20 protein-coding genes are annotated in these 23673 nt (G+C 40.4%); 7 read left to right on the forward strand and 13 right to left on the reverse strand.

The genetic code is table 11. The features are described from left to right. Positions 1 to 68 precede the first annotated feature (68 nt). Together CWC16_RS10940 and CWC16_RS10945 are read right to left on the reverse strand one after the other, a co-directional pair. Positions 69 to 926, reverse strand: a complete 858-nt coding sequence (locus CWC16_RS10940; RefSeq protein ID WP_138541569.1) for an MBL fold metallo-hydrolase — start codon at positions 924 to 926, stop codon at positions 69 to 71. A gap of 109 nt (positions 927 to 1035) precedes the next feature. Further along, complete coding sequence (locus CWC16_RS10945) at positions 1036 to 2919, reverse strand: AMP-binding protein (protein ID WP_138541586.1); 1884 nt, start codon at positions 2917 to 2919, stop codon at positions 1036 to 1038. A gap of 184 nt (positions 2920 to 3103) precedes the next feature. On the opposite strand from CWC16_RS10945, the gene CWC16_RS10950 reads away from it, so the two are divergent. Continuing rightward, positions 3104 to 3508, forward strand: coding sequence for a nucleotide triphosphate diphosphatase NUDT15 (locus CWC16_RS10950; protein ID WP_055015074.1), 405 nt, complete (start codon positions 3104 to 3106; stop codon positions 3506 to 3508). On the opposite strand, the gene CWC16_RS10955 is transcribed toward CWC16_RS10950, so the two are convergent. The 4 genes from CWC16_RS10955 to CWC16_RS10970 form a co-directional block, all read right to left on the reverse strand. Next, a complete protein-coding gene (locus CWC16_RS10955) occupies positions 3498 to 4586 on the reverse strand; it encodes a polysaccharide lyase family 7 protein (protein ID WP_055018433.1) in 1089 nt (362 codons plus the stop codon). The two genes, CWC16_RS10950 and CWC16_RS10955, sit on opposite strands and share 11 nt — an antisense overlap. A gap of 127 nt (positions 4587 to 4713) precedes the next feature. Next, positions 4714 to 5709 (reverse strand): alpha/beta fold hydrolase, encoded by a 996-nt coding sequence (locus CWC16_RS10960; RefSeq protein ID WP_138541570.1) that lies wholly within the window; start codon positions 5707 to 5709, stop codon positions 4714 to 4716. Between the two features lie 82 nt (positions 5710 to 5791). After that, complete coding sequence (locus CWC16_RS10965) at positions 5792 to 6496, reverse strand: substrate-binding periplasmic protein (RefSeq protein WP_502705074.1); 705 nt, start codon at positions 6494 to 6496, stop codon at positions 5792 to 5794. 123 nt (positions 6497 to 6619) lie between these two features. After that, positions 6620 to 7615: an AraC family transcriptional regulator gene (locus CWC16_RS10970; protein ID WP_138541571.1), complete on the reverse strand. Its 996-nt coding sequence runs from the start codon at positions 7613 to 7615 to the stop codon at positions 6620 to 6622. Positions 7616 to 7712: 97 nt separating this feature from the next. Here CWC16_RS10970 and CWC16_RS10975 point away from each other — a divergent pair, with 97 nt between their 5' ends. Then, positions 7713 to 8159, forward strand: a complete 447-nt coding sequence (locus tag CWC16_RS10975) for an SRPBCC family protein (protein WP_138541572.1) — start codon at positions 7713 to 7715, stop codon at positions 8157 to 8159. Next, positions 8156 to 9001 (forward strand): sterol desaturase family protein, encoded by an 846-nt coding sequence (locus CWC16_RS10980; RefSeq protein ID WP_138541573.1) that lies wholly within the window; start codon positions 8156 to 8158, stop codon positions 8999 to 9001. The genes CWC16_RS10975 and CWC16_RS10980 overlap by 4 nt, the downstream gene beginning before the upstream one ends. 42 nt (positions 9002 to 9043) lie before the next feature. Here CWC16_RS10980 and CWC16_RS10985 read toward each other — a convergent pair whose 3' ends face one another. The 5 genes from CWC16_RS10985 to CWC16_RS11010 all read right to left on the reverse strand — a co-directional run bounded on the left by CWC16_RS10985 (position 9044) and on the right by CWC16_RS11010 (position 15525). Beyond that, positions 9044 to 11233 (reverse strand): fasciclin domain-containing protein, encoded by a 2190-nt coding sequence (locus CWC16_RS10985; RefSeq protein ID WP_138541574.1) that lies wholly within the window; start codon positions 11231 to 11233, stop codon positions 9044 to 9046. A 1045-nt stretch (positions 11234 to 12278) separates the two neighbouring features. Continuing rightward, positions 12279 to 14111 (reverse strand): Lnb N-terminal periplasmic domain-containing protein, encoded by a 1833-nt coding sequence (locus tag CWC16_RS10995; RefSeq protein ID WP_138541575.1) that lies wholly within the window; start codon positions 14109 to 14111, stop codon positions 12279 to 12281. 80 nt (positions 14112 to 14191) lie between these two features. Further along, positions 14192 to 14674 carry a DUF3015 domain-containing protein gene (locus tag CWC16_RS11000; RefSeq protein WP_138541576.1) on the reverse strand — a complete coding sequence of 161 codons (483 nt, stop codon included), beginning with the start codon at positions 14672 to 14674 and terminating at the stop codon, positions 14192 to 14194. A gap of 165 nt (positions 14675 to 14839) precedes the next feature. Then, positions 14840 to 15223: a hypothetical protein gene (locus CWC16_RS11005; protein ID WP_138541577.1), complete on the reverse strand. Its 384-nt coding sequence runs from the start codon at positions 15221 to 15223 to the stop codon at positions 14840 to 14842. After that, positions 15220 to 15525: a hypothetical protein gene (locus CWC16_RS11010; RefSeq protein WP_055018457.1), complete on the reverse strand. Its 306-nt coding sequence runs from the start codon at positions 15523 to 15525 to the stop codon at positions 15220 to 15222. Before CWC16_RS11010 ends, CWC16_RS11005 begins: the two co-directional genes overlap by 4 nt. A 271-nt stretch (positions 15526 to 15796) precedes the next feature. Here CWC16_RS11010 and CWC16_RS11015 point away from each other — a divergent pair, with 271 nt between their 5' ends. Next, positions 15797 to 16216, forward strand: a complete 420-nt coding sequence (locus CWC16_RS11015) for a VOC family protein (RefSeq protein WP_024033213.1) — start codon at positions 15797 to 15799, stop codon at positions 16214 to 16216. 152 nt (positions 16217 to 16368) lie between these two features. After that, entirely contained in the window at positions 16369 to 17154 is a 786-nt protein-coding gene (locus CWC16_RS11020) for a hypothetical protein (protein ID WP_249929236.1), read from the forward strand. Between the two features lie 25 nt (positions 17155 to 17179). On the opposite strand, the gene CWC16_RS11025 is transcribed toward CWC16_RS11020, so the two are convergent. Beyond that, complete coding sequence (locus tag CWC16_RS11025; RefSeq protein WP_138541578.1) at positions 17180 to 18787, reverse strand: sensor domain-containing diguanylate cyclase; 1608 nt, start codon at positions 18785 to 18787, stop codon at positions 17180 to 17182. Between the two features lie 277 nt (positions 18788 to 19064). Here CWC16_RS11025 and CWC16_RS11030 point away from each other — a divergent pair, with 277 nt between their 5' ends. Next, positions 19065 to 19511, forward strand: coding sequence for a DoxX family protein (locus CWC16_RS11030; protein WP_138541579.1), 447 nt, complete (start codon positions 19065 to 19067; stop codon positions 19509 to 19511). Between the two features lie 69 nt (positions 19512 to 19580). Here CWC16_RS11030 and CWC16_RS11035 read toward each other — a convergent pair whose 3' ends face one another. Next, on the reverse strand, positions 19581 to 22676 hold the full coding sequence (locus CWC16_RS11035; protein WP_138541580.1) for a beta-galactosidase: 3096 nt from the start codon (positions 22674 to 22676) through the stop codon (positions 19581 to 19583). A gap of 111 nt (positions 22677 to 22787) precedes the next feature. Between CWC16_RS11035 and CWC16_RS11040 the strand changes: the two genes are divergently transcribed. Then, positions 22788 to 23606 (forward strand): AraC family transcriptional regulator, encoded by an 819-nt coding sequence (locus CWC16_RS11040; protein ID WP_138541581.1) that lies wholly within the window; start codon positions 22788 to 22790, stop codon positions 23604 to 23606. Positions 23607 to 23673: the final 67 nt, after the last annotated feature.

A 23673-nucleotide genomic window follows, 5' to 3' on the forward strand; every position in this document is an offset into this window, starting at 1 on the left:
ACAAAGGCAGTAGCGCCCTAATGCCTTTGTATTTAATGTTTAATTTGAAAAAAGACCGGTTTCAAAGCCTATAAATCGCTGCGCCAACCCATGCCAGATTCTTCCATTAAACGCTCGTATACCCCTTCAATATTAAGTGGCAGCCACGCTTTGTATTGCTTTAAATCTGAAAATTCATCGAGTTTAACGTTTTGTTTTATTTGCTTTAGGCTTTGCCCTGCAAGTGCACCTGCGGTTACTTGGCTATAAAGCTGCTCTATATAGCTTAAATAACGTGCTACATCCGCTTTACTTCCAACATCAGCGTGCCCGCCCACAAAAGTATCAAAGTCATATTGGAGTACCGCTTGGGTTGAGTTAATCATACCTTGAATATCGTAGCTCCATAGTTTTTGCCAAGGCATTCTGCCAATGACTATCCAATCAACAACAAATAAGGTTTTTTGCTTTTCGAACAGCATGCTTACAGAGCCTCTTCCATCATTTGGCCCGTGGTAATTAAGCTTTACAGTTGAACCGCCCAAATTAAGAGTCAACTCGTCATCAAAAGTGAGGGTGGGCATAACCGTGGTCATATGTGTATTTTTTATGTCTTGCGCAGCGAGTTTATGTGCAACAAAGGTTGTATGCGGGCTTTTAAATGCTTCAGCACCATAAATGTGGTCACTGTGGTTATGGCTATAAACAACATATTTAACTGGCACATTAAAACGCGTTTCAATTTGCTTATTTAGCCATGTGGCGGCTTTTTTATTAAGTGGGTCGGTAACGATTGCGCCTTGTGGGGTAATTAAGAATACCGAACGATGCCTGTCGTCAATAAAGCGATGAAGGCCATCCCCTAAATCTTCTATTTGGTAACTTTGTGCCATAAAACCCATAAATAGTAGGCTGGTGGCAAGTAGTGTTTGTAATAAGCGAGGCATGCACATTCCTGTTTAATGTTCTTAGTATTAAGTAAGAAAGTACAAGTAAGGAATAAATTTCAGTAAAAGCCACTTTATATAAATATAAAATGGCTTTATTAGGTTGGATTTAGCGCTGGGTGAGTTGTTGATTTATTTCGTCAAAAATACCGGCATCGTCTATGGTTGATGGTATTTGTAGCTCGTCGCCATCGACTAGTTGGCGCAAATTTTTACGTAGTATTTTACCTGAACGAGTTTTTGGTAATCGCTCTACGCTTACTATTGTTTTAAGGCAGGCTATAGCGCCTATTTGGTTGCGTACTGTTTGCACAAGCGCTTGCTCTACATCGGTAGGGGAACCGGTAAAGTCGTTTTTAAGTACGATCATGGCCATCGGCAATTGGCCCTTTAGTGTATCGGTAATCCCAAACACGGCACACTCAGCAACGGCGGGGTGGGATGCGACTATTTCTTCCATTTCGCCGGTTGAAAGCCTGTGGCCTGCAACATTTATAACATCGTCTGTACGTCCCATTATAAATAAGTAGCCATCGTCATCTATGTAACCACCATCGCCGGAAAGATAGTAGCCTGGGTATTGAGATAAATAACCGGTTTTAAAGCGCGCTGTGTTTTGCCAAATGGTGGGCAAGCAACCCGGTGGCAGTGGCAATTTTATAGCCACCACGCCTTGCTCGTTTGGTGCGCATTGCTTGCCTTGCATATTCAATATTTGCACATCAAACCCAGGGGTTGGCACGGTTGAGCTACCTGGTTTTGTTACTAATTCTTCTATGCCTACGGGGTTACAGGCTATAGCCCAGCCGGTTTCTGTTTGCCACCAATGATCGAGTATGGGCAGCTTTGTTTTTTCTTTAAGCCAGCTATACGTTGGCGGGTCGAGCCGCTCGCCTGCTAAAAATATGCGCTTTAAACTACGGGTGTTGTATTGTTTAAAGCCCTCTGCATTTGGGTCTTCTTTTTTAATGGCTCTAAAGGCGGTGGGCGCTGTAAATAATGCATTTACTTGGTACTGCTCTACTACACGCCAAAATGCACTGGCATCAGGTGTGCGAACTGGTTTGCCTTCGTATAATATTGTTGTACAGCGATAAATTAGCGGTGCATACACTATGTATGAATGCCCAACTACCCAGCCTATGTCTGAGGCAGCCCAAAACACGTCGCCGGGCTGCATACCGTAAACGGTTTCCATGCTGTAGTGCATAGCAACGCCATGGCCGCCGTTTTCACGCACTACGCCTTTAGGCGTACCTGTGGTGCCTGATGTATATAAAATATAAAGTGGATCACTGCCACTTACAGGCACTGGTTCCACTGCAGTGGCTGTTTGCATTGCCTCATCCCAGTTAATATCCCTTGAGGGGATAAGCGTGGCAGCTACTTGTTCGCGTTGGTAAATAACGCAGTGATCTATTTTATGATTGGCAAGATCTATGGCGTGATCAATCAGCGGTTTATATTCTATTACGTTATCTACCTCTACACCGCACGAAGCGCTTAGTATGAGTTTAGGCTTTGCATCGTTAATGCGTATGGCAAGTTCATGTGCTGCAAAGCCGCCAAATACCACAGAATGTATAGCACCTAATCGGGCGCAGGCCAGCATGCCAATTACAGCTTGGGGGATCATGGGCATATAAATAACAACACGGTCGCCTTTACTAACGCCTAACGATTGCATTACACCGGCAAATTTAGCTACCTCTTGCTGTAGCTGGTAGTAGCTATACTTTTGCTGCGTGTTGGTAACGGGGGAGTCGTAAATAAGCGCGGTTTGCTCGCCAAACCCGGCAATAACGTGTTGGTCGAGCGCTAAAAAACTGGTGTTTAGTTGGCCATCATCAAACCAATGGTAAAGGCCGTCAGTGTCTTGTGTGTAGGCGTGTTCAGGCTTTTTATACCAAGGTAGGCGCTTTGCTTGTTCAAGCCAAAATTGTGCTGGGTTTTGTTTAAAGCTTTCGTATTGTTGTTTATATGGGCCTAACATCATGGGCTCCTAATACTAAATGTGTGTGAGAGACCCTACAAAAGGTAGGCTTTTTTTTAACCGATAGGTATTCGACTATGGTCGGCTAAAAGTTAATCAACAATTTGGGTTTAAAAATACAAAATTGACAATACAAAGCGTGTAGCGCAGCATGGCGTGCGATTAAAATAAGTGAAAATAATTTATGAGTAACACAGTACGAGTAGGCGTGGCGGTTATTATTATGCGCCAAAACACTATTTTATTAGGTGAGCGAATAGGTGCACATGGTGCAAATACATGGGCAACGCCTGGCGGGCATTTAGAGTTTGGTGAAAGTGTTGAGCAATGCGCAATACGCGAGGTATTTGAGGAAACAGGGTTAAATGTGAGTAAAATTACTAAGCTTGATTTTACTAACGATATTTTTAGTGCTGACAATAAACACTACATTACTTTATACGTAAAAGCCGATTACGAAGGCGGCGAGCCTGTGCTAAACGAGCCAAATAAATGTATGCAGTGGCGTTGGTGCGATATTAATAATTTACCATCGCCACTGTTTACATCACTTAAAAACTACTTAACGACAACAACCCTTACGGCTTAGTTGACGGGCTTAATACTAATTTTTTAAAGCTCACTTGGGCGTAATCACCATTTTGTTTGTCGGTGGCCCAATCGCCAGTGCCTAAACAACCTGGGTACCAAATACCTTTAGCACTTTTGGTGCTACATTGGTTATAAGCACCCGCTTTAAAGTAATGCCAATCGGCAGCATAGCCATTAGGGTGATCTTTTTCATCTACTTTGCCATAGGCATCTACGTTATTGCCCAAGTTAATTGCGTAGTTAACGTCTTTTTTGCCTTGTGCGCTAAAGGTTAAGTACATCACGTTTTTATGTACGTTTACTGTGTAGCTAAAGTCTTCGCCAAGCGCTATGCCTGCCGCACCGGGATCGTTTGGGTTTTCCCACGTGTTACCCCAAACAGGGTATGTAATGTCGGTACGGTTAGGATCTTTTTTTGGTAGGTTACGCTCGTAGTTCCAAAAAACAGATCCGGTTTTATGCCCTGGCCATTTTTTATAATAAATTTTAAGCGGTTCGTTACCCCAGCCAAAACCTAGTTTTGTGTCGATTAAGGCTTGATCTTTACCTGCGTGAATTTGCCCCACAACTACAGAATACGCAGCTTTTTTATTAGGATCGTTAGCGCGCAGTGCAACATGATCCACCTTTAGGGTGGCTTCCATTTTTCCGCCTACCGAGCCAAAACGCTCCGATAGCGGGTGTACAGCTAAGGCAAAGTTATTTTTTGAATTTTTAGTTTTTATTTTGGTATTTGTGCCGCGGATCATTTGTCTTAACTCACTGCGGGTATTGGTTGAGTTGGCGCTGGTAAGCGCTTTATTTGGCGAGGTAAATACCATATAGCCCTGATCATCAAGGTAGAAAAAATCAGGGTGTGCATAGGTTTGAATCTCTTCAACGTCGATTGTATCTATTTTTCCATCGTTATTAAGATCGACAGGAACGTTAATTTTCCATTGTGATAAATCAAATTTTGACGCAGGTACTGCGACATTACTATCAACAGGTGTAGTAGTACTGGCACAGCCCATAAATAACAAAGGGGTAACAGCAGCCAGTGCTGTGAGTTTAAAAGTAGATGTTAGATTTTTCATTGTTGTCTCTGTGTGATGATTTTAAAATGAACGATATTAACGTCGCTTAACTTTAATCTAACATACCAATTTAGAATATCAACATTACCAATTTTGTATTTATGTAATTTTTATAGTGCTCTTTTGGTTATACCAATGTGGTTTTTTGTTGATTTTGTTGATTTTGTTGATTTTGTTGATTTTGTTGATTTTGTTGATTTTGTTTTTTACGTTTTTTATTTTGATGTTTGCGCTGCGATTTTTTTACATGCTTAACTATCCACTTTGTCATAAGCGGCATGAGTTCTGGCGCAAAGTTATGACCCATCCCCGGGACTACTCTTAACTTGGCTTTTTTTATAAGGCTTGCCGTTTTTTTGCCTGCACTTACGGGTATTACTACATCATCGCTGCCATGAATTACTAAAGTGGGTGTTTTAATTTTACGAATTAAATGTTGTCTATCTTTACTCGCAGCCATAGCAATCAGTTGGCGTTTGTAGCCATTTGGATTATGCGCGCGTTCTACAATTTGTATTGCATGTTGACGAAGTGCGTCTTCTGATTGAGGGTAGTCGGGGCTGCCAATAAGTTGATTAAGTTTTATGTTGTAGTTTATTGCCTCATCAAGGCTGGATGTTTTGGGCTTTAATTTGGCAAGCTTTATAAATACGCCAATGCTTTTAGCGCTAAGGCGGGGTAAGCTTGAGCTTGACATAATCGTGGTTAAACTTAGCACCTTTTTTTTATGCTGAGCCGCAATGAGTTGAGCAATCATACCGCCCATAGAAGCACCTACAAAATGCGCTTTTTTAATTTTAAGCGCCGCCATAAGCGCTAATACATCGTTTGCCATATCATCAAGTAAATAGGGCGTTTGAGTGCGTATGGGCAGGCGTTTACTTAACCACGATTTAAATAAACTCGGGCTAGAGTGATGCTCTAAGTGGGTAGACAGGCCAGTATCGCGGTTATCAAAGCGTATAACCCTAAACCCTTTTTTTACTAAGGTGTAGTAAAGCGAGTCAGGCCACACGGTCATTTGTGCGCCTAAACCCATAACAAGTATGATTGTGGGGGCTTTTTTAGCGCCTTCGTCTTGGTAACTGAGTTTTATGCCTTGAGGTGTTTTAATTAATCGCATAGCCAAATAGCAGTGTTTGCGTTGCTAAAATTGTAGACCCTGTTTGTTACAATTTGTTGGCAGTCGCCGGAAGCGGTAGTTGCTACTTGGTTAAAATAGCCTGATATTCACCGTTTTCTTTTAGCGTGTTAAGTGCATCGCTAATAGCGCGTGCGGTGTGTTTATCTAGCGCTTTGCTGGCACTAAAATATAATTTTGAAGGGTAGTCGGTTAAATGGATGCGTTTAGTTATTAAACTCGGATTAAGGCCTGAATGCTTTAGCTCGTTATTTAATGTAAGTGTATTGGTTAATACAAAATCGATGCGTTTTTTATAAAGCATTTGCCATAGTTGTTGATAGTAGCTTACAAGAACTAGGTTTTCACCTTCTACAAAACCGGCATTTTTTAAATAGTTTGCACTAGAATAGCCACGTATGGTGGCTACTTGGTAAAATTTTGCATGGTTAAGGTGGGTAACTTCGTCGGTACGGTTTTTTAAACTAACTAAATACGCATCAGCGAAGTATGATTCACCTAACCAGGTGTACTGGCTTGCCCTAATGGGGGTTTTTAAAAGAGACAACGCAATTGCATTTGGGTTGTTTTTAAGCATTGTAAAAATACGCGCCATCGGGATTATTTCAAACTTGGCGGATAGCTTTGTGTGTTTAATGGTGGCTTTGGCTAAATCGATTAATGCGCCGTCAGGTTGGTTATTTTCATTTATAAAATGATAAGGCGGCAGGTCTTCTGCGATAAAGGTAATGGTCTGTGCGTTGCACATAACGCTATAAAGCATAAACATACAAATACTCATAACAACACGCACAAATATAACCCACATTTTTATTATTATGTGCCCTAGTTTAAAGAGTGTTGATTAAAAGGTATACCATTAATGTTTATTTAATGTGAGTGGCTATGCCGATTATTTACTTTTTATAAACTGTGTGGGTGTGCAATGGTGCCATCGTAAAAAGGCGCGATTAAACGAGCTTTGATCTTTAAAGCCTAACAGGTTAGCGAGTTCGCTAAGTGGGAGCGTGCCAATTAACGTGTGGGAGCGGTTTTTTCTTTCTTGTTCTAGTAATTGCGCAAAGGTTACATGTTGTTTTTTTAAATGGCGTTGTAGCGTGCGTGGTGTTACGTTTAATGCGCTTGCAACACTCATAAGCTGGCAATTTTGTAGCGTTGTTTTAGTAGAAAGTAACTGTTTAACTTTTTCTACAAGGCTTTGATGGCTTTTAAAGTGTGATAACTGCTGCTGTGAAAGCTGATTAAATGTAGCATTTACAATGGCGTTGTCGGTTTTAAAGGCAAGGTCTAAATAACGACTGGGAAAGTTGATTTGATTATGTGCTGTACCGCTTGTAACAGGGCACTTAAACCACGTCTCTAACTGATGTGTATGCTTTTTAGGCCAATTATGTATAAAGCTGATACTGCTTGGGCAAAGTGATGCGTTTATTAGCTGGCGAATAACGCTTACCCACGCGGTCATGTTTCGTAGTACAACTTGTTCATTACAATGAGGGTGAGCATGCCAGCGAACCGTGGCGGTGTTTGCAGTTTGCAAAAACTGCGCTTTACCAATATCTGCCACTAAGCTGTCGTAATTTAATAGTGCCTTTATAGCGCTACTTAGCGTATCGCTCGATTCAATTAAATAGCCCAATATACCGTAATCAGCGGGGCGAATGTGCATACCCAAAGTAAAACCAAACAGCGGATCGTTTAGCGCTTTTTGCCCATACTCAAGCAGCGCATTGTAACTTTGTAAGCTAATACGCGGTGCTAGTTGCTGACTACGCTTACGACTAAATTCAGTAAACCCGATGGCGTTAAGAGCTGTACTAGAATCAATACCTTGGGTTTGCAAGTAATCTAAAATGCTCGAAAAATAATGATCAGCCAGTGTATGCATTTGTCGTCTAAAGCTAAAAAATGGTCGTGTATGAGCAAGCTTGCCATGTTCAATTTTTATATGCTAGTTACATGAGTAATTATCTTCGCTGTAACTAATGATCTTTATATCAATAAAACAAACGCTTAACGCAGAACCTTTGCAAATAATAACCACCTTGTTGGATCATCAGCAGTTAGATCGTTTTTTTAATGCCAAGTTTGAGCTAATACAAACACAAAATAGTGGTGAGCTAAAAGGCGGTAAAGGCGCCATTAGGCAAGTAAAAATGGCAAATGCCACGTTTAATGAGCGTATAATAATGGCTAACCCCAGCCATATTTGCTATCAAATAATCGGTGATAAGCCTGTGGCACACCATCAAGGTGATATTTATTTAGTTGCTAATGTAGGCGCTAAAAGCAGCACTACCGAGCTTACTTATTGTATACGCTGTAAAGCGCCGTGGTGGCTGCCAAATGCTTTGCTAAAACACCTAATTAGTAAAGATATAACCCAGGCATTAATTAAACTGCAGCATTACTTTATGGCGGGCAAAGTATGAACTCAGAAATTATTTTACTTGCCCTAAGCCCTGTGTTTTTAGTATTTGTGTGCTTTGAATTTGTAAAATTTAAACGCTATTACAATATAAAAGATAGCCTAGCAAACACTGTTTTAGCCTTGCTGCACCAAGGCGCGGATGCAATAGCATTGCTGCTACTTATGCCATTTTTTTATATGCTTTACGAATACCGCTTATTTGATATAAAGCTAAGTGTATTAAGTGTTGCTTTTGCATTTTTGCTGCAAGATTTTTTGTACTATTGGTTTCATCGTGCATCGCACCATATTCATTGGTTGTGGGCGGCCCATGTGGTGCACCACAGCTCCACTAAGATGAATTTTACCACTGCATTTAGGCAAAGCATAATGTACCCAGTAGCCGGCATGTGGGTATTTTGGCTGCCTATGATACTGCTTGGCTTTGACCCTTTGACCGTATTTAGCGTAGTGGCCCTTAATTTGGCGTATCAATTTTTTGTGCATACGCAAATCGTAGGCAAGTTAGGCTGGTTTGAAAGCGTATTTAATACGCCATCGCATCATCGTGTTCATCACGCTATAAACCGAAAATACTTGGATAAAAATTTTGCAGGCGTACTTATAATCTGGGATAAGTTGTTTGGTACATTTGTTGAAGAAGACTCTAATAAGCGATGTAAGTATGGCATTGTGGGGCAGTTAAATAGCAATAATCCAGTCACAATTACATTTCATCAATGGTGGCATTTAATTAAACAAACTTATACAGCAAAAGGGTTTAAAGCTAAGCTAAGTATTTTATTTGGCTACCCAACTAGTTCGCAGAAAAACAATGATAATTGCGTGAAATGTAAAAGTTAAGAGTGGTTATCCACTCTTAACTTTGTTGTCTAAGGAAAGAAACTATTGTGCAGTAGTAATGACTGTATCAATCAAATGAACCACGCCATTGCTAGTGTATATGTCGGTAGTTGTTACGTTACTACCAGCAACTTGCAATGAAGTTGCAGGTAAGCTTACTTGCCACCAAACATTGCCTACACCTTGGCCATTTTCATCGCCAAGAGCGGTATCGCCTGAGTAGGTGTATAATGGACGACCTAGATATGCAACCTGCATAGTGCTGTCTGCACGAGCAATAAGTGATAAACCCGGTATGTTTTCAATAGAGTCCGCTGTGCCCAGCACTGGTGGCCACGTTGTAGCACATGTATCTTCACATGCGCTCATTGACTCACCTAAATCGTTGTCAAAAACGTAAAGCGTTTTACCCGCAGTGCTATCAGCCATGCCTGTTACTAAGCGTGCATTGTTTGCATCGTATGCAACACTGTCTGTTGTAGCATTGGTGGTACTAGTAAAGTCGACAATGTTTACACTTATCATGTTTTCAGCAAGCGTAGTGACCATTTTACCGTTTGTTGCAAACGCATCTGTACTACCTACTTGAGCACCTAAAACGTGCTGCGTTAATACGCCGGTTAATGCATCTGTATCAGCGAGTAGCGCGTTTAAGGTATCAGTTGGGATTTTATTAAATGCGGCATTTGTTGGAGCAAATACGGTGAACGATTTTGTTGTATCATTAAACGTATCAACTAAGTCAGCAGCTTGTAAGGCTGTTACTAATGTTGAAAGTGCGTCTGTTTCTGTTGCAACAGTAGCAATAGTTTTGGTAGGTGTGCCTACTTCGGCTGGTGGCATAATGACATTATTGAGTACATGAATTACACCATTATCGGCTGTTACATTTGCCGCAGTGACGGCAGAGTCGTTGATAAACAGTACGCTGTCTACGTACGATAGGGCGGCCATATCGCCATTTGCCATTTCCACTTTATTATTTTCGCTATTTGCAATGGTGACTGCTGCGTCAGATAAAACGCTTACATCAGCAACTACCTGGTAGAGTAAAATATCGCGAAGTGTATCAGTGTCTGCAAGTAGTGCATCAATAGTGTCTTGCCCAAGCGCTGCAAAAGCGTCATCGGTAGGAGCAAATACTGTAAATGTATTGGTAGGGTCAGTAATTAACGTGTCTAGCCCTGTTGCACCTAGTGCGGCAATCAGTGTTGTAAAGTTACCATTATCGCTGGCAACATCAGCAATTGTACCAAAGCTTTCTGGTAGTGTTACATCAGCCACAATAACTGAATCGATTACATGAATTACCCCATTAGTTGTAGCAATGTCTTTAACCACAATATTGGCACCACCAAACATTAACATGTCTGTTTCGGCATTAATTGTAATTGGAAGAGAGTTGCCTAGCAGCGTTTCTGCAGATTGACCATTTAATGACATAGCAGTTACCGAATCAACCGCGCCAGTCAAAACATGTTGCTTTAAAATGTCGCCAAGTACATCTGGGTTTGCTAAAAGCGTATTGATCATTTTGCTACCAACGGCTTCAAAGGCCGCGTCGGTGGGTGCAAAAACAGTGAACTGTGCTGATTCGTCGCTTAATGCTGCTGTTAAACCCGCAGCGTCTAATGCAGCAAGTAACGTGGTGAATCCACCTGCCTGTTGTGCTGTTTCGACGATATTGGTAGTTGGTGCTGCTTCAGCTGTGGCGATAGGCATAAGTACTGCATCAATTACATGAATGATGCCGTTGTCAGTTGCAATGTCAGTCATGGTTACTGTGCTTGTGTTTATTAACAAGCTATCGCCATTTAACGATAAAGCGACTTTGCCGCCGTTTACAGTGTCAACCGTTGTACCAGCAAGACCAATTGCTGCTTCAGCGTTAACGCTACCTGAAACTACGTGATAAGTAAGTATTGAACTAAGTGTATCTGTATCTGCTAGCAATCCGTTTATTGTGTCTTCGCCAAGAAGCGCAAAGGCATCATCGGTAGGAGCGAAAACAGTAAATTCTTGGCTAGTGTCGGCAAGAGTATCATCTAAACCTGTTGCCTCTAATGCTGCAACTAAAGTAGTAAAGTTACCCGCGTCTCTTGCTACATCAACAATGGTTGAAGATGATTCGGGCTCAACTTTTACAGGGGTGTTATCGTCATCATCGTCATTACAACCTTGTGCTAGCAACAAGGGAAATGTAATGAGGCATACCTTCAGTAATTTGTTCATGATCTGATCCTTCTGTGTGAGATCTAATTAACAATCTCGTAACTTTACGGGAGTTTTTTTACAAGGGATCAGATTTATTTGAGCTATTTTTTGAACTACGGAATTTTAAATTTAAAAGGTATTCATATTATATATTACCTATTACTACGTGGTGCACTTAATAAATGAAAATATGACAAGTACATGCAGACAAAATGCATAGTGCCTAGTGTTCCACCGTTGTTACTTATTTAGGGACTAAATATTCAAATAGGATCGCAAAAATTACTACAATGCTGGTCATTGTATACAGACCAAAACGCTTAGGTGTACTCATATTAATAAACGTACCAGCAAAAAATGACATTGTTAAGCTCGTGTTGTAAGTTAAAACTATAAAAAATGCGGTAAGCAAATATAGATAAACCCGAAGAGGCACTAGTAGCACTAATAGGCTTATACTTGGCAAGTAGAAAAGCTAATAAAGCGCTGAAAAACACAATTGCTGGGTATTAAATTGCCATACAAATACTCTCTTAGCTAAGACAAATAATTCAACACATTACAAATGCAATACTTCCTAATTTCCTCCAAAGCCAGAAAATAAATTTAAAGTAAGCATATACAAACAAGCGCTTAAGAATCAAATAAAACCAAGTTTTCAGTAACTGTTAATTAAGCTAGAAGAACGCATACCCACAAAATTTCCTGCGTTAATAACAGCGTTTGGATGGGTTTTAAAAGACTTCGGAAAAGGGATAAAAGGGTCAAAAAGGCTAATTACTCACGTAGCAATAATAACAGGTAAATTAAATTCAGTGTGTATCACAAAGTACAGCAAACAGCACAGCATCTTACAAAAAATTATGCATAGTTAGCTAGTTTAAGGTAACTCGGAAGTGTTTAACCGCAGCGAATGGGCTTACTGGCAAAGACCTAAAAGTTTCTGTTTCAAAGCAACAGTGTATTTTTAGCTGATTGGTAATTTTGTAACTAAGGGCAGTTAATTAAAAAATTTATATAGAGCGGTAGGGCAGCCTCACTCAAGTAAGGCTGTTGCTTGTAGTTAGAAGTAGAACTGCAAAGCTAAGGTTGCAGATGTATTGGTAGCATGCCATTTTTCATGCTTAATTTGAGCGCGAAGCGAAAAGTTTTGTACAAAAGCATAATTCCATGTCAGAGCGATTTCACTATGGCTACTTGCTGCATTATCGCTTAGCCAAAACACATTGCCTGTAAGTACTAATTTATGGTTATTGTTTGCCTGCCAAATTACGCCCGCCTCACTACCTATTCCAACACTTAGTTGATTAGTTATATCGCCAGAATTTAGCTCCAATTGCCCTAAAACATAGCCATGCACACTGTTTGGGTTGCCATAAGACTTACCATATCCACCTTTGGTAAAAAAACGGCCAGAGCGTTTGTTTGGGCTTGGTTGCCTATTAAAGCCCATTTTTATGTTCCACGACCAGCTATCAAATACACGATTATCGGGGGCAAGCGACATAGCATCAAGTAAGTAAAAATGCTCAATCTGGCTATTACCGCTATCTGATAGGTTGGCTGCTAAGTCAAAAAAGCTAATTTGAGCACCGGGTATAAAGCCTGCGGGTCTGTCGAGTAAATCATGATAAGCAAGGCGATAAGCTAAATTGGTGGTGTTTTGCTGGTTATTATTTTGCACTCTTTTTGCTGTTAGCCTTGAAGAACCATGGCCTTGTTCTGGTGACGCCTTAGGCCTTGCTGGTTTAGACAAAGGTGAAGGAAGCGCATACTTACTGCGCATTATTAATAGCTTGGTAAGCCTTGGGGCTATTTCTTCACGATTAAGGGCTTTGTCGTAAAATTCAAAATTTAACCATTCGTACGCCATTTCTAATAGGGCAATAAGTTCTTGTTGTGAGTAATTACGTGTATTTAATGGCTTGCCTTGCATAAGGGCTCTGGCATCAGTTAGTTGTTGGTCACTCAATTGCGTTGAATAGTGAAATAACTTAGTGCCAAAGGCAGGACGATAATGTGGTGTTTGCAATAAATTGTTATCCCTCAACACGGCAACAGTGTCTGAAGGAATAGCCTGCATATTAAATTGTGAGGTTAAGTTAAGCTCCTCATTTGCTAATTGCAGTAACGCGAGTAACTGATAGGAGCAATTCTCGTCGATAAAAAAGTAATCAAAAGTGGCGTGTTGTAACTCCCATAAATGCAGTAATACCCGCTCAACTTGTTGCTCAGTTAAGTTGAGTTTGTATTCCCAAATATCGCGTGATTCTAAATCATTATATTCGCGTACTTTTTTATAATACGGCATAAGTGAAAACTTACCCGGATAGCTACCAACAAGGCCTTTAAGTGCATACATGGCGGCGTTATCTGAGTCATCAGGTTCTGCCGCAAAGTTTACAGCAAAGGCAATCAGTTCTTTACTACGGGTTTGATCTTTAGCGTCGATGCGCAGTAAAGTGTGCCCAAACATTGATGAAGGGCTGTTCATAAATGCGGTAGGGAATACAAGCGTAACCCCTTTAGGATTAATGACTTGCTGCCAGGTTTTAAGCTCAGCGCAATCAAGAGCAGGCCAATTGTTTTTAATTTTTGATTTTAGCCATGTGTAGCGAGCTGGAAATTGACAGCTGTATTTTTGTTGACTGCTTTTACTGGTATTAAATGCGCTAATGGTGGCATTTAACTCATCTACTGGGCTGGTTTTTCCTGTAGGCGATAAAAAAAACTCGGCGCTATCCACCTCGCTTTTCCAGCTTTTGAAGGTTGTATTGCGGTAGTGGCCCAGTTTAAGCCAATAAGGGTGTGTGGCTAAGGTACTTTTTTCAATACTTTTAGCATTTGAATGCATACTAAAAAGTATGGCTAGCAAGGTAAATAATATTTTTTTCATAATCACTAAATCATAAAAAAGCCGCTAGAGGATACTCTAGCGGCTTTATTTATACATATAAAACCGGCTAATTTAGCTGATTAAGAAAGCGTATAAGAAGCTAGTTGTGCGTCGCTTGCTACAACAGCGTTTAGGTTTTCTAACACTGTTTGTGATGTTACGTTCTCAGAAGTAAATACTGAAGAAAACTGTGCTTGAGCAAGTTTGTTGAATGCTGCTTTATCTTGTTCTGCAACGCCCCAAACCTCAGCAAGTGTTGCTAAAGTTTCGCCTTCACCTTGAGACATATCACGAGCAAGTTGCTCCATGTTGCCATCGATGAATAATGCGATTTTTTCAGAAGAAGTAACTGTACCAGTACCGTCACAACCTAAAGTACCGAAAGTAATACCGAAAGTTTGGTTACCAGAAGTACCATTAGTTGTAGCGCCCAAAATTTTAACGCCTTTACCTTGCTGACCAGCAAATAACATAGAGCCTAGGCCACAACCAATATCTTGGTCAGCCATAGCATTCGAGAAAGGAAGTAAAGAAAGTGCTGCTACTGCGATTATTTTTTTCATATTCATAAATCCATATACGATTAGTCTTTATTTAGGGTAAACAAAGATCGCGGAGGATTCTAACAGAGTTGTAGAAAAAAGGAACATAACAAGCTATGAATTTTTTCATGTTGCGCTTACTTTAATTAATAAAATAAACACGTTACTTACTGGTTTGAGCTAGCTTTAAGAGCTTTGCTTTTTACTTCTTGGCGCGCCGAGTAAAATAAACATATGGCAAATACAAATAGATAAAAACGCACTCACCCCTAGCGCACCGCCATAACCATCAAGCTTTGGGACTAGGTATTCAAATAAAAGCGAAAATAAAATAGATGAGCTGGTAACGGTATAAATACCAAACCTATGTGGGGCACTCATGCCTATAAATGTGCCGCCAAAAAATACGACTGAGTATAAGTCGGGGTTTAGGTTTAAAGCAGTTAATAGTAAATAAGCAATAATAGAAAGCGACGCCGAGGCTCGTATGCCGTCAAAACGATTATGTTTGGCTAAGAAAAACGTTAAAAATGCACCTAATAAGGCTATAAATGGGTATTCTAAATTCATAAAACCACTCCTTTAGCCAACATAAATAAAGCCACGCTTGCAAAAGCAACACTGCCAAGCTTACCGCCAAATCCGGTAAACATATTTATGGTAAGCACATATAAACTGGCGCCAATAACTGAAATTATGGCTATTTCCCAATAGCTTGTAATCAAATGCGTAGAACACATGCCGGCAAAGCTACCTGCGTAAATAGCCGCATAAGGGTGGTTTTTAAATTGTTTAGGAAAAGGAATAAACGAGCCAATAAGCCCCGTTAGCGCCGCCGAAATAACTAAAGGCAGAGCAAACGTAGTGTGCATGGCAAAGCAGGCAACAAAGCCTAAAAAGAAAGTTATAAACTTTAAAAATAAGAATTTAATCATAGTGGTGCATTTTAAACTAATCCTTTTACGCTTTCTAACTATCTCTAATAAATAAAATGTGGGGGCTAGCGTTAATTGTTATTAAGACTATTTTTTAAGCTTTGGTGGTATTAACTATGCTTATTTTTGGCTGTTAATGTTTCATAAATTATATTTTATGTATAATAGAGGTTATTAATATACAAATTTAAAAGATTAAAGGTAATTTATGTCTAACTGTTTGCACTTAGCTATACCCGCGGGCGATCTAAAAGTGGCTAAAACGTTTTACTGTGATGTGCTTGGCTGTAAAACAGGGAACAGCGAAGAAGGGCGCTGGGTAGACATAGACTTTTGGGGTAATGAGCTCACATTACACCAAAGCGAAGAGCGCCTACCCACTGTGCGCCATGATGTAGATATGGGGGCTGTGGCGGTACCGCACTTTGGTATTCACTTATCAGAAGACGAATTTAACGGTTTAAAAAAACGTATAGAAGATGCAGGGCTTGAATACCTAGACAAACCTTATCGTCGTTTTGTTGGTGATGAGTTTGAACAAGAAACCTTTTTTATCGAAGATCCAAACGGCAATGTGCTTGAAATGAAAACCATGGTAAACCCTGAGGTTTTATTTAAAAAAGCATAAGCAATATTTATTAAAAATTAGGCCACTTTTTAGTGGCCTTTTCTGTACCTATAGATGAAAATAATTACACCGTATGAATGATATTTACTCACTCTACAGTACGGATTTTAAAACGTAGACTAACACGCAACTCTCATACTTTATGGTTGTTTATGTTGCTGTTAAAACTCACCATTGCGCCGGTACTTTTATTTTTTATTCACTATGCCCAAAAACACTTTGGCAGCTTTGTAAGTGGTATTATTCCTGGGTTACCTATCACATCAGGCCCTATTAGTTATTTCATTGCGCTTGAGCAAGGTAAGCTATTTGCGAGCAATTCAGCTGTGGCGTCGCTGTATGGCATGAGCGGTATTGGCTTATTTTGCTTTTGTTATGCTGCCATGCTTGCAAAATATAGGGTGGTTAAAGCGTTGTTTGCTGCATTAATACTGTGGTGTACTTTTAGTGCATTTACCTTGTTATTGCCAGTGAATATTGCCTTTGCATCGCTGCTTTCGCTAGGAACTTTATGGGTGCTTGCGCTGGCCTCAAGTAAGTTAAAGTGTGCGCCCGATGCTAAACCTTTTCTCGCGGCCTGGGAGCTGCCTGTAAAAATGCTATTGGTCAGCTGCTTTATTGTTTTAGTTACGTTTTTATCAGCAAACATAGGCGCTATGTGGAGTGGTTTGCTATCTACCTTCCCGGTGATATTAGCGGTAATGGGGAGTATTGCGCATGCTAGTAATAAAAAATACTCAGCGTATAAGGTGCTTAACGGTGGCATTATTGGCTCGTTAGGCGGATGCGTATTTTTTGCTGTAATTGCACTGGCGCTTAAGTTTGAATTTGTGATTTGGCAGGTATACGCTGCGGCAGCAGTGTGCTCAACGTTGTTTACCATTATTATGAGCCACTATGTAAACCGTAAACAATTTGCAAAGCCGGTTACGGTTTAATAGTAATAAGCTATATTGCTTAAAATTAGCCATCTACTAATGTGAGTGGCTTAACTTTTCGTTGTAACTTTTCATGGTACATGGCAGTGTCGCCCGCTTTTAAAATTTCATCAATAGAGTGGGGCGGTTCACTAAATATGGTGGTTCCCACGCTGGCTTTAATGGTAATAGGGTCGTTGTTGTGATTTATTGTGAGCCTATTCAAGGTGGTTTTTAAATGATGAGTTTTAGGGCTTACCTGCGCATTTTTATAAAAGTGCGCTAGCACTACAAATTCATCACCGCCTAAACGCCCTACAGCATCGTTGCTGCGAACACTGCTTTTTAAGCAAGTGGCGACTTTGCATAAAGCATCGTCACCTACAGCGTGGCCGTAGGTGTCATTTATTTGTTTAAAGTCATCTAAATCTATATACATTAAGCACAATACACCGCCTTTTTTAGTGTGCAAATCTAGAAGCGAAGATGATTTTTTAGCCCAGCCTCTGCGGTTTAAAATACTACAAAGAGGGTCGTAGTCGGCTTCGGTCTCGGCGCGCTTTTGTGCGATTCGCATTCGGCTAATACGCCTTGATACCGCAACGGCTAACAAAAATGATTCAACCGCAAATGCTAACACAAACCCATAACGCTGCATAAACGGGCTTTGGTTTATAAGCAGCACCCTAAAGATCATACTGACTAACACAAGGCTAAGCGCTACAAAAACGAGTGTTGCTTCACGTACACCCTTGAAAGCTTGCATAGCTGCCAATGTAAAAATAACAGCCACAATAAAGAGTGAACAATAAGACATCACATACCCTGCTATTGTCCAAAAAAACAGGTTTGTAAATAGCATTTTAAGTACTGCACTTATCATGACAGCACAGGCTAATGCTTTGAGTAACTTAGTTAATCTAGGCCAGCGTTTGTTTGTTTCTAGCAAAGCGAGCATAAACCATGTGGCACTTAGCACAGTTAAACCAATACTGAGCAGATATAAATTAAAAATAACGCCAGATACATGCTGTGTTACAAATAAATACAGTTGCCCTTCTTGTAATAAAATAAAGCTACCAATACAAAAAATATAAATGCTGTAGAGCTTAAACACACTTTCGTTAAGCCTGTGCCCCATTATCAATACATAAAAAATAAGCGTTATGCATAGCCCATAAAATGATCCCATAATCAGCGAATGTTGCTGCGTTTTTTCAAAATAAGTATGGGCGTGTTGCCATTTAAATCGCGGTGTGTAATTAAGCTTTGACTCTAATGTTATTGTGGCTGTAAAGGTACCTGAGTCCATTAAATAGGCGACTTGCCCTGATTTTAATGGCGCTTTTACCGTATTTTTTTGCTGCCAAGTAAAGCTATCAAGTCCTGGGCGCAAAAAACTGAGTACGCCACCGTTTTCAAGTGAGCAATTAATTTGGTATTGATTAACACCGCGCTGAGCTGTCAGTTCAGAAGGAGTATTTACCTTCAGCACAGAGGCCGGCGTGGGTGAATTTAAGTGCTTTATTTTGCATACATCGGCAGCATGAGAATCAAAAGTAATAAATAATGCGAGCAAAAGAATAAAAATAAAAAAGAACGCTTCTTTATTTTTAGGTGGGAAAAAAGTCAATCTATTACTTTCATAGCTCATAAGCGGATCCAATTTTTTACTACTTTTTTATACTAGCAGAGCCGCACTATTTAGCTATCAGTTTACTGTTTAATAAGGTTTAAAACTGCGCGATTAAAATCACTTTTACATGTGTAAGTGCTCTATGTCCAAAATAACACGCTCAACAACTCAATTTTAAACGTAGTGTTTATAATTAACCAATAATATCGATATTAATGTTTTTAAATGATGATAGTAAACTGTGTTCATCGGTTAGCAAAACTAACACCATATAAATTTACGCAGGATAAAACGCATGACACTACTACAAAAAATATTAAACTCTAAAGCAGGTGCAGCAGCACTTGTTTTACGTGTACCAGTTGGCTTAATTTTAGCAGCGCACGGCGCGCAAAAATTATTTGCTTGGTTTGGCGGTTACGGCCTTGAAGGCACAGGGCAGTGGATGGCAAATATTGGCTTAGAACCTGGATACTGGTTGGCTTTAATGGCAGGCAGCGCTGAATTTTTTGGCGGTATTGCATTAGCACTTGGTTTATTAACACGCCCAGCAGCCCTAGTTACGGCGTTTACAATGTTGATTGCTATATTTAGCGTACACATTAACAATGGTTTATTTATGGCTAACAACGGTTACGAATACGCACTTACTTTATTAGTTGTAACTGCAGCGCTTGCTGTGCAAGGGGCTGGTAGCTTTTCGGTTGATAGTGTTATTGCTAAAAAGCTAGCTGATAAATAACTCCAGGAATTTATAGTTAAAAAATAGCGGCTAATTTAGCCGCTATTTTTGTTTGAGTTGAGGGCTATATTATTTAGTCAAAAAAGTTAAAGAGTAGTTGTACTGCGTTTGCTCAAGTAAATATTCTTTATGGGTACTTGGGCTCCACGAATCATCGCCGCCAACACCCATATGTTGATGATCAATATGGATATGTAAGCAATCATCAGCTACTAGCTCATTAGTGTGCTTTGCTTGCGATAACATATTTTGTGAGTACTCACTGGCAGCAAATAAAAATGCACCAGTGACGGTTAAATTATTAACGCTAAGTAATTGGCAATCACTACGCACGCCGTTATCGGTTGGGAATATATACGGTGTATGTAGCTCATTTAAGCTCAAGCTGTAATAACCTAAACGCGCAGCTGCTTTGCGATCTGGGTAGTTTTCAAATGGGCCTAAACCAAGCCAATTTACTAGAGTATCGCTTTGTTTATTAAGCGTTGTGCTTAATCCTATACGCGGCATGGGCGGCAAAGCATCGTTTAGTTGCACATCAACATTTAAGTTAATTGTACCTGTATTATTAAGCGTATAAAGCCATGTTGTTTTTGCTTGTACTGCGCCATTAAATTCATAACTAAATACACAGGTAATACGTATATCTACTTTTGATTGCACAACTTCAAACGAGCGACATGTACGCTGCCACTGCCCAATACCCGCTCTTAGCCAGCGCGCTTCCCATGCGTTAGGATCTAAGTTGTCTACCTCGCTTACGCCTATGTCGTTATCAAGCGGGGCGCGGTAAAAATTATCAACTAATGGGCTTTTAATAACTTGGATTTGATTGTGTAGCCATTGCTCAATAAGGCCTGTTTGGCTATTAAACACAAGTTTAAAGGTATCGCCTTCAATACTAAGCTGTGTGTTGGTTTCGCTAATATTTAGCGCACCATGTGCTGAGGCTACAAAAGTGGGCTTAAATGCATCAGCGCTTAAACTTTGGCTATTTATAAGCTTAAATTGCTCGGTGTTTAATACATGCTCGGCACTTGCAAAGCTTGAGTCGTTAATCAATGCTACATCTAAATTAAGGTGATATTGCGCACCAGCTTTAAACACCGTTTTTGTATTAACAGTGATTGTTTGCGTACTTTGCGGAGCAATATTAATAACTTGCTCGCCTTGCTCTATACATCGCCCATTTTCTATTAACTGCCAAACCAGTTTTTCGTTATCTGTGTGTCTAAATACGTAATCGCTAAATACATCAATGCTGTATTGATTTTTAGTTTGCTCACGCAATGTAAATTGTAAATGCTGTTGGCTGTATTTAGCTTCAAACAGACTAGGATGGGGCGTGCGGTCTGGGAACAATAAGCCGTTAATACAAAATTGGCGGTCATTTAGTTCATCACCAAAATCGCCGCCGTAAGCCCAATAATGCTTACCGTTTTCATCAGTTTTAGATAAACCTTGGTCTACCCAATCCCAAATAAAGCCACCTTGTAAGCGCGGGTACTCTCTAAACGCCTGCCAGTAATCGTCAAAACTACCTAGGCTGTTACCCATTGCATGGGCGTACTCGCATAAAATAAGTGGGCGTGTTTCACCCGGTAGGCTTAACCATTTTTTAATTGAATATTTTGGTACGGCGTCATCGGCAACATGGGTATCTACACGAGCATACATAGGGCAAATAATGTCGGTTGCGGTGGTATTTGCGCCGCCGCCTTCGTATTGCACAGGGCGCGAAGGGTCAAAGCTTTTTGACCATCCGTACATGGCATCGTGGTTTGCGCCGTGTCCGCATTCGTTACCCAATGACCAAATAATAATAGAGGCGTGGTTTTTATCGCGCTCAACCATTTGCGTATAGCGCGACATAAATGCACCAGCCCATTGCGGATCGCTGGCTAAACGCCCCATAGGGAACATGCCATGGGTTTCTATGTTTGCTTCGTCCACTACGTATAAGCCTAGCTCGTCACACAGCTCGTAAAAACGAGGGTGGTTAGGATAGTGGGCAGTACGTACAGCATTAAAGTTATTTTGCTTCATAAGCTTAATATCTTCAATCATGTCGGCGGTGCTTACTGTGTGGCCGTTTTCAGGGTGGTGTTCGTGGCGGTTAACACCGCGTATGAGTAGCGGCTTGCCGTTTAAGCAAAGCTGACCGTTAAGCATTTCTACTTTTCTAAAGCCAATGTTGTAGGCTTCTGCGTCTACTATGTTGCCTTGCTCATTTAACAAGCTTACAACACAGCGGTATAAATAAGGGGTCTCGGCGGTCCATTTTTTAGGATTTTGTATATCAATTGTTTGAAATACAACATCGCTCCAGCCGCCTTTTTCATCCACACGTTTATTGTTAGTGCTTTGTATTTGTGGCTCACACAGTGCTTGTTCACCATCAAAAACCTGTACGGCTACTTGGTAGTTATTTGGCGCATCTATCGCGGTTTTAATATATAAAGTCGCATCGCGGTAGCAGGCGTCTAAATCGGGGGTTATAAATACATCGCGTATTTGGTTTTGTGGTTTGGTAAGTAAATTAACATCGCGGAATATACCGCTTAGCCACCACATGTCTTGATCTTCTAAGTAACTACCATCGCTCCAGCGAATAACCATAACGGCAATACGGTTGGTGCCAGCCACTAAAAGCTCGCTTAAATCAAATTCGCTGGGTAAGCGGCTATCCTGCGAGTAGCCTACCCATTGGCCATTACACCAAAGGTGAAACGCCGAGTTAACGCCTTCAAAAATAATATGGTTACGCTGCGCTAATTGATCCGCCGTAACAGTAAATTCAGTGCGGTAACAGCCTGTTGGGTTATCGCTTGGTACAAATGGCGGGTTAACTGCAAATGGGTATTTAACATTACAATAAATAGGTTTATCAAAGCCGTGCACTTGCCAGTTAGAAGGCACTGGAATACGTTGCCAGCTGTTGGCGAGTGTTTCACTTAGCAATGACTCATCAACCGCTTCGGGTTTATCAAATAATTTAAAATCCCACTGACCGTTTAAACTTTGTTTTTGTGATTGTGTGTTTTTACGGGCATGCTCAACCGTTTTAAAACCATTAAGTGGGCTGTGCGCTTTTACTTGATTAACTTGCACCGAAATTGGATTCTCCCAATCGCGGCGGTTAATTATGTGCTGAAGTGAGTTCATTTGTGTCCTATTGCATGTGTGGCAATTATAGTGGCTTAAATATAGCTAAAATAATGCATTGAGGTTATGCTTAAAGCTCTCTTGTATTTATCCAAAACTATCATTTAAATTATGCGCAACACCATTGTAGATGTACTTGATATTGGCCCTGAGTGTACAGAGCGGTTTATTGACGTAGCGGCACTTGCTCAAGCCCCAGAACTGCAAATAACACTAGCAGGGTGTTCTAATTTATCGGGGCGATATTGTGTTGCGCGCTCATCGCCTTTAGAGCACACCCTGTTTTATACATTGTCAGGCCAAGGAAAGCTTACGACAGAACATAACAAATATACGTTGACAGAAAATACGCTGATTGTGTTACCTGCTAAGCAAGGCTTTGAAGTGAAAATTGATGCTCCGCATTGGGATGTTATTTGGTTAAACCTTGCAAATACTCATCGTTGGAAGCACTTAAATTTGACTGAGGCGCTTGTACTTTATGAACAAAAATTAGAGTCATTGCATTTAGCTATGGAGCTTTTATACAGTGAGAAAAGCGCTACTTTACGTGAAGGCGTTATGCCTATTTTAAGCCATTATTTAAACACTACGCTGCAAAGCGAAGCGCAAATAGGCGGGCAAAACAGGTTAACCAGCTTGTTTTTAGAGATAGAAGAACGCTTACAGTTTGATTGGACAATAGAGGCTATGTGCGAACACGTGCATTACTCAGCGCCGCATTTACATAGGTTATGCCAAGCACAATATGCCAAAAGCCCAATGCAGCAGCTAATTTATTTACGTATTAAACGAGCTAAAAGCTTACTACTAAATACCCGCTGGCCTGTTGCTCATATTGCCGCTTATGTGGGGTATCCTAATATATTTAATTTTTCTAAACGGTTTAAAAAATCAGTGGGTGTATCACCAAGTGAATTTAGAAAATAACGTGAGCGGCTCTCTACATTTGAATAAATTTAATGTATTGTGCGCTTTCTTAAATTGCATTTTATAG

The organism is Pseudoalteromonas sp. S3776, assembly GCF_005886915.1.
Taxonomy (GTDB): domain Bacteria; phylum Pseudomonadota; class Gammaproteobacteria; order Enterobacterales; family Alteromonadaceae; genus Pseudoalteromonas.

Coding starts and splice junctions, on each gene's coding strand:
- CWC16_RS10940 (WP_138541569.1), bottom strand. CDS start 926: ATGCCTCGCTTATTACAAACACTACTTGCCACCAGCCTACTATTTATG.
- CWC16_RS10945 (WP_138541586.1), bottom strand. CDS start 2,919: ATGTTAGGCCCATATAAACAACAATACGAAAGCTTTAAACAAAACCCA.
- CWC16_RS10950 (WP_055015074.1), top strand. CDS start 3,104: ATGAGTAACACAGTACGAGTAGGCGTGGCGGTTATTATTATGCGCCAA.
- CWC16_RS10955 (WP_055018433.1), bottom strand. CDS start 4,586: ATGAAAAATCTAACATCTACTTTTAAACTCACAGCACTGGCTGCTGTT.
- CWC16_RS10960 (WP_138541570.1), bottom strand. CDS start 5,709: ATGCGATTAATTAAAACACCTCAAGGCATAAAACTCAGTTACCAAGAC.
- CWC16_RS10965 (WP_502705074.1), bottom strand. CDS start 6,496: ATGTTTATGCTTTATAGCGTTATGTGCAACGCACAGACCATTACCTTT.
- CWC16_RS10970 (WP_138541571.1), bottom strand. CDS start 7,615: ATGCATACACTGGCTGATCATTATTTTTCGAGCATTTTAGATTACTTG.
- CWC16_RS10975 (WP_138541572.1), top strand. CDS start 7,713: ATGATCTTTATATCAATAAAACAAACGCTTAACGCAGAACCTTTGCAA.
- CWC16_RS10980 (WP_138541573.1), top strand. CDS start 8,156: ATGAACTCAGAAATTATTTTACTTGCCCTAAGCCCTGTGTTTTTAGTA.
- CWC16_RS10985 (WP_138541574.1), bottom strand. CDS start 11,233: ATGAACAAATTACTGAAGGTATGCCTCATTACATTTCCCTTGTTGCTA.
- CWC16_RS10995 (WP_138541575.1), bottom strand. CDS start 14,111: ATGAAAAAAATATTATTTACCTTGCTAGCCATACTTTTTAGTATGCAT.
- CWC16_RS11000 (WP_138541576.1), bottom strand. CDS start 14,674: ATGAAAAAAATAATCGCAGTAGCAGCACTTTCTTTACTTCCTTTCTCG.
- CWC16_RS11005 (WP_138541577.1), bottom strand. CDS start 15,223: ATGAATTTAGAATACCCATTTATAGCCTTATTAGGTGCATTTTTAACG.
- CWC16_RS11010 (WP_055018457.1), bottom strand. CDS start 15,525: ATGCACACTACGTTTGCTCTGCCTTTAGTTATTTCGGCGGCGCTAACG.
- CWC16_RS11015 (WP_024033213.1), top strand. CDS start 15,797: ATGTCTAACTGTTTGCACTTAGCTATACCCGCGGGCGATCTAAAAGTG.
- CWC16_RS11020 (WP_249929236.1), top strand. CDS start 16,369: ATGTTGCTGTTAAAACTCACCATTGCGCCGGTACTTTTATTTTTTATT.
- CWC16_RS11025 (WP_138541578.1), bottom strand. CDS start 18,787: ATGAGCTATGAAAGTAATAGATTGACTTTTTTCCCACCTAAAAATAAA.
- CWC16_RS11030 (WP_138541579.1), top strand. CDS start 19,065: ATGACACTACTACAAAAAATATTAAACTCTAAAGCAGGTGCAGCAGCA.
- CWC16_RS11035 (WP_138541580.1), bottom strand. CDS start 22,676: ATGAACTCACTTCAGCACATAATTAACCGCCGCGATTGGGAGAATCCA.
- CWC16_RS11040 (WP_138541581.1), top strand. CDS start 22,788: ATGCGCAACACCATTGTAGATGTACTTGATATTGGCCCTGAGTGTACA.